Source organism: Mammaliicoccus sciuri (assembly GCF_002901825.1).
In the GTDB taxonomy this organism is placed as follows: domain Bacteria; phylum Bacillota; class Bacilli; order Staphylococcales; family Staphylococcaceae; genus Mammaliicoccus; species Mammaliicoccus sciuri.
The window spans coordinates 146,663-165,298 of sequence record NZ_PPQD01000028.1 but is presented as its reverse complement, the minus strand read 5'-3'; the positions used below and the strand labels follow the sequence as shown (position 1 = coordinate 165,298).

Here is an 18,636-nt window from a genome sequence, read left to right as displayed (position 1 = left end):
AATTAATGGGGTAATTATACACTTTAATTAAGAGTTATTTTATTAATAAATAGAAAAAATACACTTAAAAGATGGTTGCTTATATATACTTTTAAATGTGATGAGCGTATAAATATATATATGCTTTTGATGTCATCAATCGTTAACGTTTTATTCAATTTATTAAATATGATTAGGAGATTAGACATGATATTTTCTCAAGCTAAAAGATTACTAATAGGTAAACCAAAGAAAAACAAAGAGTTACAAAATGAAAAGATTAGTAATACAAAAGCGTTAGCCATACTTTCATCAGATGCATTGTCCTCTGTAGCATACGGACCAGAGCAGATACTAATTGTGCTCTCTGTGTTAGGTGCTATAGCAGCTTGGTATACACTACCGATTACGGCATTTATATTGATTTTGTTAATCACATTAGTGCTGTCATATAGACAAGTTATTTACGCTTATCCTCATGGTGGTGGTGCTTATACCGTTTCAAAACATAACTTAGGAGAAAAATGGTCGCTATTAGCAGGTGGGTCGTTACTTGTAGACTATATATTAACAGTCGCTGTTAGTATTTCATCAGGTACTGATGCATTTGTAGCCGCATTTCCATCTTTATATGAAAAACGAATTTTAATAGCATGTATTTTAGTAATTTTGATATTAATTTTGAACTTAAGAGGTTTAACAGAATCTGCAACGGTGTTGTCGTATCCCGTATATTTATTTATATTTGGTTTGATTATGCTGATCGTCGTAGGTGTATGGAAAGTAGCAACTGGCCAAGCTGAACCACAAACAATATCCGTTGTCGGTAGCTCAGTACCGGGTGTAACGTTCTTTCTATTACTAAAAGCATTTTCATCTGGTGCATCATCTTTAACAGGTGTTGAAGCGATATCGAACTCAGTTAAAAGTTTCAAAGATCCCGCAGCCAAAAATGCTGTTAAGACTTTAATCGCAATGGGAAGTATTTTAGGATTTATGCTTGTAGGTATGGTCTATTTAACTTATTTCTATGGCATTATGCCACAAAGAGAAACGACTGTATTATCTCAACTTGCGAAACAAGTCTTTGGAGAGAGTGTGATATTCTACTTTATTCAAGGTGCAACAGTACTCATTCTGATATTAGCGGCTAATACTGGATTTACAGCATTTCCACTACTCGCAGCAAATATGGCTAAAGATAAGTACATGCCACATATGTTTACAGTTCGTGGTGATAGATTAGGTTATTCGAACTCTATTATTATATTAGGTGTTTTAGCAATATTTTTAATAATAGGCTTTAACGGCAAAACTGAAAACTTAGTTCCACTTTATGCAGTGGGGGTGTTCATTCCGTTTACGTTAGCACAACTCGGTATGATGATAAAATGGATCAAAGAAAAACCGAAACATTGGAAAAAGAAATTAGCAATCAATACATTAGGTACTGTTATAACATTTACAATATTTATGATTTTACTCATAACAAAAATGCCACACGTGTGGCCAATCTTAATCTTTTTACCGATTGTCGTATTGATGTTTGTTCGAATTCATAAACACTATATAAATATCGCGAAAGAATTACACGTTTCAGAATCACACAAAAGCACTACAACAAAAAGTAAGAACTTAGCCATTATTCCAATAAGCGGTATCACAAATGCAGTAGATAAATCTATCGCATATGCAAAATTAACATCTGATGATATCATCGTTGTACACGTAGCAGTAGGTGAAACAAATGAGAAGAAATTACAAGCGAAATGGAAGTCATTGTACCCAGATATACGACTTGTCATATTGCATTCAGAGTACAGAGACGTCATTAAACCTATCACGCGTTTTATAGATAAAATTAATCATAAAGCAGCAGAAGAATATTTAATAACTGTCATCATACCGCAATTTATTACAAATAGAAGATGGCATAATTTATTACACAATCAAACAAGCTTTATGTTAAAAGTCCATTTATTCTATAGAAAGAATATCGTCATATCAACGATACCTTATAAATTAAAACATTAAACTTAAAATAATTTGTATTTTACAACTATATATTTAAAAAAGCAGAGGAAACAATCAAAAGATTGAATATTTCCTCTGCCTTTTTCTTTTTAATGCAATAAAACTGTAATTAACCGAAAGTTTGGATACAAGTCTTGATTAAATCAATAATGCTTGTAATAACACCAGCGATATCCATTTGCAAAACCTCTTTCCTTTTAAGATACATTAAGTATAAATAAACTTAACCCATTTATGTTAAAAATTCCCTATAAAGCCAAAAATCATACATAACTGCCAATGAGTTAAAAAACAACGTACAAATATGCACAAAAATCCATCACTTAGGGAATGTGAAGGAAATTGAATAGTTTGGAATAAAAGAATATTAAAGGGTGAAAGAGTTGAAGTGAGATGATGTGATACTTTTATATTAAAAGCATCAGTGAAATATCTTTGAATACATTTCAATTTACATTGTATTTGTTACAATAGTAAAGAACATGTATATAACTTATTTAAAATTATTTAGCGAATATATTATAAATTTATAAGGGGTGATTCTTTTGAAGAAGCAGCTGTTCTCTGGCTTTGTACTTATGTCTGTAGTGGCATTAAGTGGTTGTAGTTTTAGTATTGGTGGAGATTCAAATAATAGCAAGTCATCTGAAAATGCTCAAAAGGGTGAATCACAAGATAATCAGTCTAATGATTCATCAAACAATGAGGATAATAGTAATGAAAGTGGCATTAAAGATGAATCGAATATCACTGAACAACAGAGTATTGCGATGGCTATGTTAGATCCTAGTGTTGAAGATGATATTGTAACAGGTGATGAATTATTATCTGGAAAATATACGCAAACTTTTGGAGCTGGTGAGAAGAAAGAACGTAATATTGATACGTTAGAACTTGCTGAAAGTCCGGAACTAAATAAGATGAAAAACAAACCAAATGGTATGAAGTTCTATAGTTTGAATGCTACTAAAGGTAGCTATGCGACAATAGTCGGTGTAAATAAGGATGAAGTTGTATATATTAAAACTCAAAGTGCTGTTCAAGATTTTAATGATGTAATAGATGATGGAACAGTAGATCGTTTGAACATTGCTGATTTATATAAGAAATATAAAGATAATCGCAAAGTTTCTAATGTAGCAAGTAAGATTGAGTATGTAGATCCATTACCTTCTAATGATGATTCAGATGATAATAAGACTTCTAACGAGAATGTAAATAGTGATGAATACTATGCAAAGGTATGGTTAACGGCTTTACCGAGTTATCGAAATATGGATGAAAGTGAAATGAATGCAGAGCTTGAATTTAATAATCTTGAGGGTGAGTATTTAAATCCATACAACAAAGCTAATACGGTGAAATATCCTAAAGGTGTGTATCGTTTAGCAGGTTCTCCTACTGCTGCTGGACATGTTGTGTATAAAAATAATGGAGATGGTACGATTTCTATTTATAATGTGCCTTCACATTTTCATGATGAAAGATGGTTAGAAGATGATGATTACTCTCAAAAAGAGTCTGAAAAGATTTTAAACAATCCGAAAGTCATTAAGCTTTATGATGCGTCTGACGAACAAATAGCAAGAACTGTGAAAATGTTTGATGGCACGTCTTCTATAGATGATGGTGCTGATTCAGATGATGATAGTAATTCTGAAAAAGTAACACGAGAGAATGTTATTGATAAAGTAGAATCGTATGAAGGTGAAACGTTAGATACAGATAAATATACGTTTAAAGAGCCTGAGAAGACAGAAGAAGGTAAATGGGGCTTCTCATTTGAAGATAAAGATGGCAATTTAGCAGGTTCGTATATTATAGATGATGACGGCAAAGTGACTGAGTATGATGAAGATGGAGAAGAAGTCGGATCAGGATATTAATATATTGAAAGACCTTTGAGCGTAACGTTCAAAGGTCTTTTTATTATACTAATAAATATTTTTTAAAGCTTTATGTAATGTGTAACTTCTGTTTAATTGTCCTTTATTGCAACTTATTGTACACTATATGTAAGCGATTACTAAATGCAAGTATTTTAATATAGTAAATATGAGGAGAATATATATATGAAGGATAAAGTGATCATTGTAACGGGCGGTAGCAGTGGTATGGGTAAAGCGATGGCAACGAGATTTGCTGCAGATGGTGCAAAAGTTGTCATAACTGGACGCTCACTTGAAAGACTTGAAGAAGCGAAAAAGGATATAGAACAAGAAGAAGGACAAGTATTATGTATTGATATGGACGTACGTGATCCAGAACGTGTTCAGTATACAGTAGATGAAACGATTAAAACATTTGGTAAAATAGACGGATTAGTCAATAATGCAGCAGGAAATTTCATTTGTGCAGCTGAAGATTTATCTTATAACGGTTGGAATTCAGTTATTGATATTGTATTAAATGGGACTTTTTATTGTTCGCAAGCAGTAGGTAAAGAATGGATTAAGAGTGGTCATAAAGGTCGTATATTGAATATTGTAGCAACATATTCATGGACAGCTGGTGCAGGAGTTATACATTCAGCAAGTGCCAAAGCAGGTGTGCTTGCTATGACGAGAACATTAGCAGTTGAATGGGGAAGTAAATACGGTATTACAGTTAATGCCATTGCACCTGGACCGATTGATAATACAGGTGGTGCTAAGAAGTTAACGTTATCTGAAGATGCCAGACAACAAACGTTAGATAGTGTTCCTGTAGGTAGAATGGGCCAACCTGAAGAAATTGCAGGATTAGCAAGATTTTTATTCTCAGATGAAGCGGCTTATATCAATGGCGATTGTATCACAATGGATGGTGGTCAGTGGTTAAATCGAAATCCATTTTAATATTAAATAACCTTTCACCTCGATTGTATTGTAGGTGAAAGGCTATTTTTTATTAAACGATACTTAACATACGTTCTAAAGATTGTTTCGCAAAATGCGATGTTTCTTTATCGACTTTAATAATGTTTGATCGCTCTCCGTCAATGATTTTATCTAAGCACCATGCAAGATGGGGTAAGTCAATTCTATTCATTGTTAAGCATGAACACATGAGCGGATTAAGTGATTCAATCGTAATTTCTGTATATGTTTCTTTTAAACGTTGTACGAGGTTCATCTCAGTACCAATCACCCAATGAGAACCTTTTGGCGCATTTTTTATTTTGTCGATAATATATTTAGTTGAACCTGCATAGTCTGCCATTTGTACGATATCAAATTGGCATTCTGGGTGTACAATAACATTCACGTCTGGGTTTTTTTGTCGCGCTTGATCTATATGAATGGGATAGAACTTTTCATGAACAGAGCAATGTCCCTTCCATAAGATGATTCTAATATCTTCATCACGACCATCGAAGTCTAGTTTCTTTTGTATCGGATCCCAGACAGCCATTTCCTCAAGTTTGATACCTAATTTATAAGCTGTATTACGACCTAAATGTTGGTCAGGTAAAAATAATATACGTTTATCTTGATCTAAAGCCCATTGAATCACACTGTCAGCATTACCACTTGTTACACAAGAACCACCATTTTCTCCGACGAATTTCTTGATCGCAGCAGTCGAGTTCACATAAGTAAGTGGTAGAATATTATCACCTAAACGATTCGTTAATATGTCATAACCATGAAGCGCTTGTTCGATATTTGCCATATCTGCCATAGAGCAACCAGCGGATAAATCAGGTAAGTAAATATCTTGATTATCGTCAGTCAAGATGTCAGCAGTTTCAGCCATAAAATGAACACCATTAAAGACGAAATATTGAGCCTTTGTATTCTCTTTACAAATTCGTGCGAGTTCAAGAGAGTCACCCATAATGTCAGCAAATTGCGCAACTTCATTTTTTTGATAGTGATGCGTTGGCATAAATAAACGATCACCTAATGAAGCTTTAATAGATTTAATTTTGTCTTCAAGTTCTTTATGAGACATTTTTATGTACTTTTCAGGGATAGATTGCGCATTCTCAATTGTGAGATTAAACATTTATATAACCACCTTTGCAGAGATATCTAATGCATGTTGCTCATAAAATAACGAACCTATAGAAATATAATCGACACCCGTTTCAGCGTAATCAACAACATTCTTAATATTGATGTTACCCGATGCTTCAGTTTGTATATGTTCAGGCACTTTCGTGATATGTGCTTTAATCCAATCTGGTTTGCAATTATCAAACATGATGATATTCACATTGGATAAAATGGCTTCATCTAAAGTATGTTCATCTTCAATTTCTATTTCAATTTTATCCATAGGTCCGATATGTTGCTTAGCTTTAGAAACAAGTTCACGAATCGATGGACTGAAACTGATATGGTTGTCCTTTAACATTAATCCATCATTAAGCGTTCGACGGTGATTATAGCCACCACCAATAAATACTGAATGTTTCTCAAACATACCTAATCCTGGCGTTGTCTTTCTCGTATCTACAATTTTGACGTTTGTATGCTGAACCTTTTGGACGATTTCATGTGTAGCTGTAGCGATACCTGACATTCTTTGAATTAAATTTAAAGTGATGCGTTCCATCGTCAAGAGTGTCGAAATGCTACCTTTAATAACAGCGAGCTTCTGACCTTTCTCTAAGAACGTACCGTCTTGAACGAACAAAGTGGTCGTAATAGCATCATCAAGCAGTTTAAAACTTTCTTGAATGATCATTTCACCACAAAATATGCCTTCTGATTTACTTAAAATTGTTAATGTACCTTGTTGAGTGGCGTCGAATAAGCTTGAAGACAAATCACCATAATGGTTATCTTCAAGGTAAAATTGTTTGAGTTTTTCTTGGACGTATAACTTGTTTAGCATGAATTGAATCCTCCATTAGTATTTCGATATCAGTATGTTGTAGTGTTGATTCAGTATTTGGATAATCTAATCTGTAGTGTACACCGCGTGATTCTGAACGACTTAAAGCTGATATAGAGATCATTTCTAAAGTCTTTACTTCTATATATTTCTGCCAATCTGATTGAGTCCATTCAGCTAAAGTCATCGCATTGCTAAGACAATCTTTTATTGAATTTAAGTAAGCTGTAATGTCTGTACCATGACGCTCTATACCTAACACTTTAAAAGTTTGTTGACGAAAATATTGTATGTCTTCATCACTTATTTTAGGAATATGTCGTTGCTCAGATTCGCTAATATGAATATCTCTTATTTCAGATTGATGAATAGCTTCCCCACAAAGATGTCCCATAACAAGTGCTTCTAATAAGGAATTACTTGCTAGACGATTTGCACCATGGAAATTCGTATTACTCGCTTCTCCTATAACGTAAAAGTGGTTCAAGTTCGTTCGACCATAAATATCAGTTTTTACGCCACCCATTGTATAGTGTGCACCTGGTGTAATAGGAATGAGATGATGCGCATATTCATCTGGAAAATGTTCAATGACGTTTTGATAAATCGTTGGAAATCTATTAGAAAATGCTTCAACTTGTTCGATATTAATAAAGCATTGATGACCAAGTTGTTGTTGCTGAAAGATGGCTCTACTTGTCACATCTCTAGGAGCGAGACTGCCTAAAGGATGTTTATCTTCCATAAAGTGATCCCCAAGGCTATTGACTAAAATACCACCATGCCCCCTTACTGCTTCAGAAACTAAACCGTATGTTTGTCCAGGCTTACCGAGTAAAGTCGGATGAAATTGAATCATTTCCATATGCCTTAATGGAATGCCGTGATGATGCGCGATAACATGCCCTGAACTTATTGAACTGGATGCGCCTGAATGAGTAGGGAATAAATTGCTGTAACCACCTGTAGCCAAAATGACATCATGGGCTATGATATCAAGTTGTTGTCCATGTTTATCAAGGGCACGTACACCACAAATAGCGTGTTCAGTATCTTTCAACAAATCGATTACTTCAGTTTCTTCATAAATCTTAATATGCTTGGATGATAATTGATTCATCAAATGGTGCGTTAAATATTTACCTGTTTGATCTCCACCAATATGTAAAATACGTGGTCGAGTATGTGCACCTTCCATCGCAAAATCTAAATCATGTTGATTTGTAATCGTATCAAAATTCAATCCATTTTGAATGAGTTGATCAATGTAACGATGACTATGTTGGATGATGGATTGTATGACATCAATATCTCCAAGTTCATTGCCAGCTTTATACGTATCTACAATATGCGCATAACCATTGTCATGTTCGTATTGAGAACAACAAATTCCGCCTTGAGCTAGTGAACTGTTATGTTGATTTAGTTTATCTTTCGTAATGCAATGAATTTCAGTTTGCTCATTAAATGACTGTATAGCTGCTAATGCAGCGATGCCAGAACCTACTATAATGACTTTTCTCAAAGTTTACACCTAACTTTACATATATGTTATCATTTTATATACAATATATTGACACAAAGAAACGTAAATAACAAGAGGGGGATTATAATTGATTTATTTAGATAACGCATCAACTACAATGGTTGATCGCCAAGTGATGGATGTCTATCAAGATATACAGCGTGAAGCATATTACAATAGCGAAAGTTTACATATAGGTGGTGTACATACTAGACAGTTATTGAATGAGTGTAAACAATTTATAAAGGATTACTTCTCAACAGATAAAGAAGTGATTTATACAAGAAGTGGTTCTCATGCAAATGAAATTGCGATACATAGTTTTTTGAAAGAGAAGGAGGGCGGTAAAGTACTCGTTTCACCTTATGAACACCCCTCTATACATGCTGCTTTAGAAGTTTATCAAGATGATTTTGATATCATTATGTTGCCTTTAGACAACAATGGCGAAATAGATTTAGAACAGACGACTGACTTAATGACGGATGATGTTGTGCTCATCATTGCTCAACATGTTAATTCTGAGACTGGATATATATTGCCTGTTGAAGAATTGAGTCAAATGGCACAGGATAACAATATTTCAATGCATGTTGATGGCGTACAAGCAGTTCATAAATTAAAGGATATTAATGTAAAATGGTTCAGTTCATATGCATTTTCAGGTCATAAGTTTCACGGTACTAAAGGTTCAGGTGTGTTAATGATTAATCATGAGTATGTAAAGCCTTTAAATCAACATTACTTTCATGAAATGTATACACAAAATGGTACAATAGATTCACCAAGTATTATCGCGATGACAAAAGCATTATCAATATTACCAAGTATTGAACATATGCAAAATTTACAACAATACTTCATCGAACAATTAAGTGACTTGTCATTTACACCTATTGTTTACAAAGCGCAAGCACCACATATTATTGCAGTATTAACACCGATATATGAAGGGCAATATATTATGCAATATTTGTCGAATAGAAATATATGTGTTTCGACAGGCACTGCATGTGGTCATGGCGCATTGTTAAGTAGTGGTTTACAAGTTAAAATAGATTCAATACCTGAGAAAACGTATGACCAATATATACGTTTGTCTATTGGGAAATTTACGACTAGAAATGACATAGATACTTGTTTGCACCATTTAAAAACAGCTATAAGAGGAGATTAGTGAAATGAATAACCCTTTTAAAAGAAGAGAGCAAATTTTACAATTACTCGAATCTTCAGATGAACCAATCAGCGGTAAACAATTGAGTCAACAATTTGATGTTTCGAGACAGATTATTGTGAAAGATATTTCTATATTGAAATCACAAAATTATAATATTGATTCAACAAGTCGTGGTTATGTTGTTAATAATGTACAATGTGGTAAAAGATATAAACGTGTCATTGTTTGCCAACATGATAATGACAGAATGGAAGAAGAGTTAAAGCTTATATTGGATAATGGGGCAATGATTGATGATGTTGCAATTGATCATCCTGTATATGGTAGTATTAAAGCAGATTTAATGATTGAAACGTATGAAGATTTATCAAAATTCATTAGTGAAATGGAAAAGTTTGAAGGACAAATGTTAGCACACTTAACAGATAACCTTCATTTACATACGATTTCTGCACATACTGAAAAGATTTTAGACAATGCTGTAAGAGATTTAAAAGAACACCAATTTATTGTAGAATAACCAACAATATACCTCCGTATAATTTGCTTAATGTAAAATTATACGGAGGTATATTATTTAGATATATTAAAAAGAAAAATTAGAATTTTTAGAATTCTCACTACTATTTTATGGGAATATGTATATAATGTATATAGATTAGATAAATAAGGGGGATTTTTTAAAGTGAATTTATTTATGAAAAAGTTATCAGTTGCTTCATTAAGTGCTCTGATTGCACTACCTGCATTTGCTACTCAAGCATCTGCAAATAGTGTCGCACCAAATGAAGACAGGTTACTCGAAACATTAGAAAAAGAAGGTGTCATTGAATCAACTGAAACACCTGAACAGAAAAACAAGAAAATCAGAGAGTATATGGATGGTAAAGGTGAGCAATATCATCAAAAATACATACCGAATAAAGGGCTTTTTGATAAGAAGTATAACAAGGGGAACAATGGTAAGCGTTTAGAACCATTAAATAAGAATCAAAAAGAAATGTATAAAAAGAAAAACAACGGTAAACGTGTTGATAATGTTGAAGAAGAAAAATATAAAGGTAAAGTACGACAAGATAAAGTGTTAGTATTAGCGATGGAATTTCCAGATTATCCTCATAGTTCGATTACAAAAGATGAAACGGATATGTACTATGATGATTACCCAGTTTCTCATTTTCAAGATATGGTATTTGGAGAAAATGGCTATAAAGGTCCAAATGGCGAGAATTTAATGAGTATGAAACAGTATTACAAAAACCAATCTGGTGGTAGTTATGATATAGATGGAAAAGTGCATGGTTGGTATAAAGCTAAACATCCTGCAAGTTATTATGGTGGGAATGTGCCAGACGAAAGTGGCAGCGATGGTAAACCGAAAGAATTGATTAAAGAAGCGCTAGAACAAGCAGCGAAAGATCCAGATATTAATTTAAGTGATTATGACCAATGGGATCGTGATGATATTGATGGTGATGGTGTTTATGATGAGAAAGATGGTATCATTGATCACATTATGATTGTACACTCTGGTCCTGGTGAAGAAGCGGGTGGCGGTAAATTAGGAACAGATGCCATTTGGTCACATAGATGGTCACTTGATTTTGATGATAAAGGTGAACCTTACACAATTCCTGGTACTGATTCAGGGCTTGATCAATTTGATGGGAAATTAGCAGCAATTGATTACACCGTTCAACCTGAAGATGGTGCAGCAGGTGTGTTCTCTCATGAATTTGGACACGACTTAGGATTACCAGATGAATATGATACTGAGTATTCAGGTAAAGGTGAACCCGTTTCATTCTGGTCTATTATGTCATCAGGTAGTTGGGCAGGTACTGTTCCAGGTACTGAACCGACTGGATTTGATCCATACATGAAAGAAATGCTTCAACAATTACATGGTGGTAATTGGCAAACAGGTAATGAAATCAATGCATCTGAATTTAAAGGTGAAACGTCAGAACTTATAGATGAAGCATCTACTAAAGGCACAAACAATGATGCGATAAAAGTTAAGCTCCCTGACAAATCGACTTTAATTCAAAAGCCAATTCAAGGTAAGAAAGCATACTGGAGTGGTGCAGATGATGATTCTCAATATTCTATGGAAACTGCATTAGATTTAAGTTCTGCTAAATCAAGTACGTTAAAATTTAAGACTTGGTATGATATAGAACAAGGATTTGACTATGGTTATGTTCAAGTATCTACTGACGATGGTCAAAATTGGGAAAACGTAGCAGGTAATATTACGAACAATGATGACCCATCAGAGAGTGGACAGAACCAAGGTAATGGTATTGATGGTCAGTCTGAAGGATATGTTAATGCTAAATTTGATTTATCAAAATATGATGGTAAAAAAGTAAAATTAAGATTCTTATATGTAACAGATAAATTTGAAACAAACCCAGGTTGGTTTGTCGATAAAGTTAAAGTAACTTCAGAAGATGGACAAAACATCTTCAGTGATAATGCAGAAGGTAAAGCGAAATTTGATTTACAAGGCTTCGAACAAAGTGATGGTAATAGATATGATGAGAACTACTATTTATTACAATGGAGAAACTTTACAGGACCAGATAAAGGATTACAACACATTAAACGCGGTGGCGGAACGATGTCTTACAACAAAGGTTTAACAGTTTGGTACGTTGATAAGAGTTTCTCAGATAACAACGTAAGTTCTCACCAAGGACAAGGTTTCATAAGCGTTGTAGATGCTGACCAAAATGCATTGAATTGGAAGAAAAAAGGTGTAGCTGATGATCCAGCAACAACACAATTCCAAATTAGAGATGCAGCATTTAGTTTAGATCATCAACCAAAATTAAAATTGAAAAACGAAGAGGGCTATAAACTACACGATAATAAAACGAAGAAAAACCCTGTATTCGATGATAGTCAAGATTACTCAAACCAAGGACAAAAAGATGCAGGCGTATTATTACCGAATAATGGCTTGAAATTTGAAGTATCAGCAAAAAGTAAAGACAACTCAGTCGGTAAAGTAAAAATTACAAAATAAATATGAATCTTATAACAGGAACGCCAATTGGTGTTCCTGTTTTTGGAAATTAATAATTTACCGCACGACACGATATGTTTAATTTTCATTAATCATAAATATAACCTATAATAAAGGTGAATTTAATCTAATGAAAAGGGTGATTATTGTGGATGTAAGATTTCCAATTGGAGAATTAGAATTACCTGAAAAAGTAACAATGAATGATATTAATCAGTGGTTAGATGAGATTGGTAACTACGCAAATCGATTAAGAAAAGTTGTTGATGGATTAAACGACGAAGCATTAAAGAAAAAGTACAGAGAAGGTAGTTGGACAGTTAGACAGCTTGTCCATCATATAGCTGATTCTCAACTTAATATGTATCAACGTTTGAAGATTGCTTTGACTGATGATAGAAAGCCGACAATAGTTGGTTTTGATCAAGAAAAATGGATTGAATTACCAGATAATGAATTACCTATCGAATGTTCACTTAGAATGTTAGAAGGTATTAATGAACGGATAGTTGCAGTTGGACGAAGTTTATCTGAAGAACAACTGCAACGCGCATTCATTCATGAAGATAATGGCGAAACAACAGTAGCCTTTAAAATCGCTAAATTATCATGGCACGAAGAACATCATTTAGCACATATTAAATTAGCTTTAAGTAATTAATCATAATACCGTCCAAATTATATTTGGATGGTATTTTTTATATTAAAAAATGGTAATTAATATTCTGAAAATTTTTAAAATAGTCTATTGCGAATATTTATAAAAACGCTTACAATAATAAAATACAATAGAGGGGGTACAACATCATGAATTTGGCAATACTTGGATTCATAATGGTAATCATTTTTATGATTCTCATTATGAGCAAAAAGATGTCAGCTTTAGCAGCATTAATTATAGTGCCAACAGTTTTCGGACTGATTGGAGGATTTTATTCAAAATTAGGCGAATATATGGTGGATGGACTATTAACAGTGGCACCAACGGGTATTATGCTCGTATTCGCAATTTTATACTTTGGGGTTATGATTGACGCAGGATTATTTAATCCTGTTATTGAGGCGATTATGAAAGCAGTTAAAGGTGATCCAGTTAAGATTACAATTGGAACAGTTGCTTTAGCATCACTAGTTGCGTTAGATGGAGATGGCACGACAACATTTATAATTACCGTTACGGCTATGCTTCCTTTATATAAGAAAATGGGCATGAACTTATACATATTATCAACGTTAGCATTACTATCTATTGGCGTTATGAATATGACACCATGGGGTGGACCAACTGCTAGAGCGATTTCTTCGCTACAGTTAACGACTGAAGAAGTATTTACACCGATTATTCCAGTAATGATAGCTGGTATACTATTTGCTGTATTTTCAGCTTATGTATTAGGTGTTAAAGAAAGAAAAAGAGTCGGTATTAAAAATCATTTAAGTTTAACACTTGATGAAATGCATAATTCTAATGGTACAGATGAAGATGAAAAAGCATTATTAAGACCAAAAATTGTGATTGTTAATGCACTTTTAACAATATTATTATTAATCGCATTGATTACAAGTTTCTTACCAATTCCAGTATTATTCATGATTGGTTTTGCAATTGCATTATTAATCAATTATCCAAGCCTTGAAGTGCAATCTGAATTGATTAAACGTCATGCAGGCAATGTATTAGCAGTTGTAGGGTTAGTGTTTGCTTCTGGAATTTTCACAGGGGTTATGAATGGTACAGAAATGGTAGATGAGATGGCAAAAGCATTAGTAAATGTTATTCCTGAATCAATGGGGAATCACTTTGCACTCATCACAGCAATCTTAAGTATGCCATTCACATATTTTATGGCCAATGATCCATTTTATTATGGTATATTGCCAATCTTAGCAGAGTCTGCCCAACAATTCGGTGTAGCAAAAGCTGAAATGGCAAGAGCATCGATATTAGGACAACCATTACACGTATTAAGTCCGCTTTACGCCGCCGGTTATTTATTAGTCGGTATGTTAGGCATAGATTATGGTACAAACCAAAAAGTTGTGATGAAGTGGGCAATAGGTTCCTCAGTGTTTATGATATTTGTTGCTGGAATAATAGGCGTTATTTCGTTTTAATAGTCGAATAGTGTTTGTTTAAATGAAATAATTTGAAAGTAAGAGATGTCTATTTATAAACCAGTTTATTTACAAATTTTAGGAGATGTAGTATAATAAATGATACATAATTTCCATAGGCATCACCAAACCCCCTTACTAGTTGCGTAGTAAGGGGGTTATTTAGTGATATTTTTTTATACTAATACTTTAAAGTTTTCTAAGCGGTTTGCTTTTTCTTCTTCGCTAATGTTGTGTGCTTTTACGTAACGGTTTCTTTCGTGTGATGCACATTCGTGGGAGCATGCACCAAGATATTTGTGTTCGTTCTCTTCTGTAACTAAGAATTGACGGTTACATTCTGGGTTACTACAGTTAATGTATCTTTCACATGGTGTGCCGTCGAACCATTCTTTACCGACTACTGTTTTTTCAACTTGGTTTACGTCTACGCTAATTCTTTCATCGAATACGTACATTTTACCGTCCCAGAATTCACCTTTAGTTTCTGGATCTTTACCATATGTTGCGATTCCGCCTTCTAATTGGCTTACGTCTTCGAAACCTTCTTTTAATAAGAATCCTGAGAATTTTTCACAACGGATACCACCTGTACAATAAGTGACGATTTTCTTATCCATAAATTGTTCTTTATTTTCTTTAATCCAGTCTGGTAAATCTCTGAATCTTGTTATATCTGGACGAATTGCACCGCGGAAGTGTCCTAAGTCGTATTCGTAATCATTTCTTGCATCAATTACGATTGTATCTTCTTCTAATAAAGCTTCTTTAAATTCTTTTGGTGATAAGTAGTTACCAGTTAATTCTCTAGGGTTTACATCATCTTCTAAGTCTAATGCTACGATTTCTGGTCTTGGACGCACGTGCATTTTCTTGAAAGTATGTCCTTCTGCTTCATCGATTTTGAATGTAATACCTTCAAATCTTTCGTCTGCTTTCATTTGTTCCATGTATTTATCCGTGTCAGCTTTCGTACCTGAAAGTGTCCCGTTGATACCTTCAGTTGCTACTAAAATACGTCCTTTAAGATCAAGCTCTTTACAAAATTCTAAATGTTCTGCTGCAAAAGTTTCGGGGTCAGTAATTGTTGTATATTTATAAAACAATAGTACTCTATAATCCATTTTCTTATCTCCTCTAATTCTCTTTTTTTATTTATATGATATGTCAATTTGAAAGTATCTAGTTGATATGGAATAATTTTTATATGAATGCACATTTTTATCCTCATTATATTGTATCAAAAAAGTTGCATTTTTCAATTGTTTGATTTTGTAAAATAATATGAAATCGTTTTTATCTTTCTTAAAAGTGAGTTTGAGGTCGAATTGGAGTAATATTGACTATTTTTTATGAAGTTAAACTTGGAGTTCCCCGTCTTTAATTACTTTTGCGTAATTACTAAAATGATTGTCTAATTTATCTAAAGTGGAAATGAAGTTCGTAAATTCTTCATTAGGTAATATTTTTAACAAGTGATCTAGATTTGTGATACATATTTTATTTAATTCTTTAATTTTTTCACTACCAACTTCTGTTATAAAGACATGAATTTTTCTATTATCTTGAGGATCCATTTTCTTTTCTACATAGCCTTCTCTAATTTGTTCATTTAATAATCGACTTAAATTTCCTTTATCCATGTCTAAGGATTCGGCAAGTCCAGCTAAAGTCATACCTTCATTTTCACTAATAAAATACAATAAGTTCAGGTAATTTAATGAATAACCATTACTATTAGCAACATGTCCACATAGAAATTTAAAATTAGTATTCAATCGTAAAAGCTTAGTTTTAAAATCTTGTAATAACTCTTCTTTCTCTATATTTTCCATATTGTATTCCTCCATTAAATTAATTAATGCATTAAGATTTTACCAAACTTTCAATTATAAAAAAAGTAAAATTTCTTAAATAGTATAAAAAAGTTTAGTTGTTAAGCACAATTAAATGTATGTGAATCATAATATGTAAATTCACATAAAAAGTTGAATGACATGAATTATGCCATTCAACTCTTTATTTCCTATTTCCAGCCTTTATGATTTCTATATTTATAAAAAGCAGAAACATCAATGTTTTGCTTTTCAGCAGTTTTAATAACTTGTCCTACATTTTTAAAGCCTAATAATTTAAAATAATCAATAAGTTGCTTTTTAGTTAATGCATCAGTATCTTTACTTAATAGAGTAGCTAAATCTTGATCAGTATGGAAAGGTAAGCGCGTATCATCATGAAGCGTTAATCCATTTTGAGAATACGTTCTAGCATCAGCATGATGAGAATCAGTAATACTAATCGCACCAAAACCTAAAATAACAGCAGATAAAGTAACAGGAATTAATTTTTTGAATTTCATATATAACCATCTCCAATCATTTGATGAGTTGATTATAATATAAAAATTCCAAAAAAATAGGCAGTTAAAAGTTATTTAATAATAGTTAAGAATGAGTTAAGAAATAGGGGATAATTTAAAAAGGGGAGAAGAAAATGTTCGAAAAGTTTCATGTGTATGCCAAAAGAGGCAAGTTTGAAGTCTTTAAAAAGGGCAATGGAGAACCATTAATATATACGCACCATTATAGTCAATTTAATGAAAATGGTGACTACTTTTCACAATTATTAAGTAAGTATTATACAGTGTATATAATTAACCTTAGAGGTGCTGGTAGCTCAGACGGTATTACAAAAGACTGTACATATAGTATGAAAGATACTGTTCGAGATTTGGAAAGTATCAAAGAAAAATTAGGAATTAAGAAATGGACTATGGCAGGGCATTCTACTGGAGGTTTTTTAGCATTATATTATGCGATATTATATCCTAAATCTTTAAAGAAAATTATTGCTGGTGGAATTGCAGCTTCTGGCGAGTATATGAATCATGCAAAAAGTATATATAATGAAACTAACCCGAATCATAATCGATTGATGGAAATATTTAAGTTGCTAGAAAACCCAGAAACTAGTATTGAAGAAAAAAGAGCTTTAAATAAAGAGTGGATTATGATGTCTTTACATCAAAAGGATGCTTACTATGAAATGATTAATATAAAACAAAGTGGAAAAGTCTTGTCAGATAGACTGAATTATTTTAGTGAAGAACTACCTTACTATAATATTACTAATCAATTAAGAGATACAGAAACTGTAGCTTATATATATTGTGGGATTTATGATGCACAATGTCCATATGAATTTAGTGAAGAGGTGTCACTTAACATGCCTAATGCACAATTAGAAACATTTTATGAAAGTAATCATTATCCTTTCTTTGAAGAAAAAGAAAAATTTATAAATTATGTTGAGGATATAGTTTCTTCAAGTAGAAAAAGTTGCTAATCAACTTCTCATAAATGCTTCTCCATTAATATTGTTAAATCACCATCGTTATTTATTTCTACGCCGGTATCTACAAAGCCTAATTTATTATATAGCTCATATGCAATTCGATTTGGGATATCAACTAAGAGTGTAATGTGATTTATATCTGGCATATGTTCTGATAAGTAATGATTGAGTTGTTGTAAGCTTTGTTTTGCGTAACCTTGTCTTAAGTATCGTTTATCTGTTGATAATGATCTTACAAAAATTGTGGATTCATCAGGTGTTGAAAAGTACTTTGTAAACTCGCTATGTTCATGCAAGACGAAGAATACAGCCAGATTATCATCTTCTGTTAATCCTAATATGCAATGTCTATTTTTATTTTGTGCTGCCAGTTCAATATTTTCTTGTGGAGACTTTGTAAACTGCAATTGTGAATCATCCATTTGATATGACTGCACTTTATCATAATGATTATCGTTATATGCAATTAATTTCATAGTAGTCCTCCAATTTGATTTTTTAGATTTTAGTTTATTGTATTTTATCATAATTTGAATATCCTTCCTTAAAAAGAATAAAAAGTTTAAATTGACATTTTTTAACAATGTGCAA

The 18,636-nt window shown here is 32.8% G+C and carries 16 protein-coding genes; 9 read left to right on the top strand and 7 right to left on the bottom strand.

What is annotated here, in order from left to right:
* Positions 1 to 189: 189 nt before the first annotated feature.
* From CD035_RS09510 to fadH, 3 genes are all read left to right on the top strand, one after another.
* Entirely contained in the window at positions 190 to 2,013 is a 1,824-nt protein-coding gene (locus CD035_RS09510; protein ID WP_048540573.1) for an APC family permease, read from the top strand.
* 545 nt (positions 2,014 to 2,558) lie between these two features.
* Positions 2,559 to 3,899: a hypothetical protein gene (locus CD035_RS14245; RefSeq protein ID WP_053076871.1), complete on the top strand. Its 1,341-nt coding sequence runs from the start codon at positions 2,559 to 2,561 to the stop codon at positions 3,897 to 3,899.
* Positions 3,900 to 4,085: 186 nt separating this feature from the next.
* Positions 4,086 to 4,850, top strand: coding sequence for a 2,4-dienoyl-CoA reductase (fadH, locus tag CD035_RS09500; RefSeq protein WP_048540465.1), 765 nt, complete (start codon positions 4,086 to 4,088; stop codon positions 4,848 to 4,850).
* A 52-nt stretch (positions 4,851 to 4,902) separates the two neighbouring features.
* Here fadH and nadA read toward each other — a convergent pair whose 3' ends face one another.
* Genes nadA through CD035_RS09485 form a run of 3 tightly spaced genes read right to left on the bottom strand, consistent with a single transcriptional unit; the run spans position 4,903 to position 8,362 of the window.
* Positions 4,903 to 6,003, bottom strand: coding sequence for a quinolinate synthase NadA (gene nadA / locus CD035_RS09495; protein ID WP_048540466.1), 1,101 nt, complete (start codon positions 6,001 to 6,003; stop codon positions 4,903 to 4,905).
* Positions 6,004 to 6,837 carry a carboxylating nicotinate-nucleotide diphosphorylase gene (gene nadC / locus CD035_RS09490; RefSeq protein WP_048540467.1) on the bottom strand — a complete coding sequence of 278 codons (834 nt, stop codon included), beginning with the start codon at positions 6,835 to 6,837 and terminating at the stop codon, positions 6,004 to 6,006.
* The gene (locus CD035_RS09485) at positions 6,788 to 8,362 is read right to left on the bottom strand and encodes an L-aspartate oxidase (RefSeq protein ID WP_048540468.1); all 1,575 of its coding nucleotides are present in this window, start codon (positions 8,360 to 8,362) and stop codon (positions 6,788 to 6,790) included. The genes nadC and CD035_RS09485 overlap by 50 nt, the downstream gene beginning before the upstream one ends.
* 88 nt (positions 8,363 to 8,450) lie before the next feature.
* Between CD035_RS09485 and CD035_RS09480 the strand changes: the two genes are divergently transcribed.
* From CD035_RS09480 to CD035_RS09460, 5 genes are all read left to right on the top strand, one after another.
* Entirely contained in the window at positions 8,451 to 9,539 is a 1,089-nt protein-coding gene (locus CD035_RS09480; RefSeq protein WP_048540469.1) for a cysteine desulfurase family protein, read from the top strand.
* Between the two features lie 4 nt (positions 9,540 to 9,543).
* The gene (locus CD035_RS09475) at positions 9,544 to 10,062 is read left to right on the top strand and encodes a transcription repressor NadR (protein ID WP_025907553.1); all 519 of its coding nucleotides are present in this window, start codon (positions 9,544 to 9,546) and stop codon (positions 10,060 to 10,062) included.
* 177 nt (positions 10,063 to 10,239) lie between these two features.
* Positions 10,240 to 12,576: an immune inhibitor A domain-containing protein gene (locus CD035_RS09470; RefSeq protein ID WP_048540575.1), complete on the top strand. Its 2,337-nt coding sequence runs from the start codon at positions 10,240 to 10,242 to the stop codon at positions 12,574 to 12,576.
* Between the two features lie 148 nt (positions 12,577 to 12,724).
* Positions 12,725 to 13,237, top strand: a complete 513-nt coding sequence (locus CD035_RS09465) for a YfiT family bacillithiol transferase (RefSeq protein WP_048540576.1) — start codon at positions 12,725 to 12,727, stop codon at positions 13,235 to 13,237.
* A 146-nt stretch (positions 13,238 to 13,383) separates the two neighbouring features.
* Positions 13,384 to 14,691, top strand: a complete 1,308-nt coding sequence (locus tag CD035_RS09460) for a CitMHS family transporter (RefSeq protein ID WP_048540470.1) — start codon at positions 13,384 to 13,386, stop codon at positions 14,689 to 14,691.
* Positions 14,692 to 14,867: 176 nt separating this feature from the next.
* Here the strand turns inward: CD035_RS09460 and trhO are convergent, their stop codons facing one another.
* The 3 genes from trhO to spn form a co-directional block, all read right to left on the bottom strand.
* Entirely contained in the window at positions 14,868 to 15,815 is a 948-nt protein-coding gene (gene trhO, locus CD035_RS09455) for an oxygen-dependent tRNA uridine(34) hydroxylase TrhO (RefSeq protein WP_048540471.1), read from the bottom strand.
* Positions 15,816 to 16,049: 234 nt separating this feature from the next.
* A complete protein-coding gene (locus tag CD035_RS09450; protein WP_048540472.1) occupies positions 16,050 to 16,526 on the bottom strand; it encodes a MarR family winged helix-turn-helix transcriptional regulator in 477 nt (158 codons plus the stop codon).
* A gap of 191 nt (positions 16,527 to 16,717) precedes the next feature.
* Complete coding sequence (gene spn / locus CD035_RS09445; protein WP_048540473.1) at positions 16,718 to 17,050, bottom strand: SPIN family peroxidase inhibitor; 333 nt, start codon at positions 17,048 to 17,050, stop codon at positions 16,718 to 16,720.
* A gap of 134 nt (positions 17,051 to 17,184) precedes the next feature.
* Between spn and CD035_RS09440 the strand changes: the two genes are divergently transcribed.
* On the top strand, positions 17,185 to 18,036 hold the full coding sequence (locus tag CD035_RS09440; protein WP_048540474.1) for an alpha/beta fold hydrolase: 852 nt from the start codon (positions 17,185 to 17,187) through the stop codon (positions 18,034 to 18,036).
* Between the two features lie 8 nt (positions 18,037 to 18,044).
* Here CD035_RS09440 and CD035_RS09435 read toward each other — a convergent pair whose 3' ends face one another.
* Entirely contained in the window at positions 18,045 to 18,521 is a 477-nt protein-coding gene (locus CD035_RS09435) for a GNAT family N-acetyltransferase (protein WP_162198885.1), read from the bottom strand.
* Between the last annotated feature and the right edge of the window lie 115 nt (positions 18,522 to 18,636).

Bases quoted from the DNA above. Each gene is read 5' to 3' on its own strand.
- fadH (WP_048540465.1), top strand. From the start codon at position 4,086: ATGAAGGATAAAGTGATCATTGTAACGGGCGGTAGCAGTGGTATGGGT.
- nadA (WP_048540466.1), bottom strand. From the start codon at position 6,003: ATGTTTAATCTCACAATTGAGAATGCGCAATCTATCCCTGAAAAGTAC.
- nadC (WP_048540467.1), bottom strand. From the start codon at position 6,837: ATGCTAAACAAGTTATACGTCCAAGAAAAACTCAAACAATTTTACCTT.
- CD035_RS09475 (WP_025907553.1), top strand. From the start codon at position 9,544: ATGAATAACCCTTTTAAAAGAAGAGAGCAAATTTTACAATTACTCGAA.
- CD035_RS09470 (WP_048540575.1), top strand. From the start codon at position 10,240: ATGAAAAAGTTATCAGTTGCTTCATTAAGTGCTCTGATTGCACTACCT.
- CD035_RS09460 (WP_048540470.1), top strand. From the start codon at position 13,384: ATGAATTTGGCAATACTTGGATTCATAATGGTAATCATTTTTATGATT.
- trhO (WP_048540471.1), bottom strand. From the start codon at position 15,815: ATGGATTATAGAGTACTATTGTTTTATAAATATACAACAATTACTGAC.
- CD035_RS09450 (WP_048540472.1), bottom strand. From the start codon at position 16,526: ATGGAAAATATAGAGAAAGAAGAGTTATTACAAGATTTTAAAACTAAG.
- spn (WP_048540473.1), bottom strand. From the start codon at position 17,050: ATGAAATTCAAAAAATTAATTCCTGTTACTTTATCTGCTGTTATTTTA.
- CD035_RS09440 (WP_048540474.1), top strand. From the start codon at position 17,185: ATGTTCGAAAAGTTTCATGTGTATGCCAAAAGAGGCAAGTTTGAAGTC.
- CD035_RS09435 (WP_162198885.1), bottom strand. From the start codon at position 18,521: ATGAAATTAATTGCATATAACGATAATCATTATGATAAAGTGCAGTCA.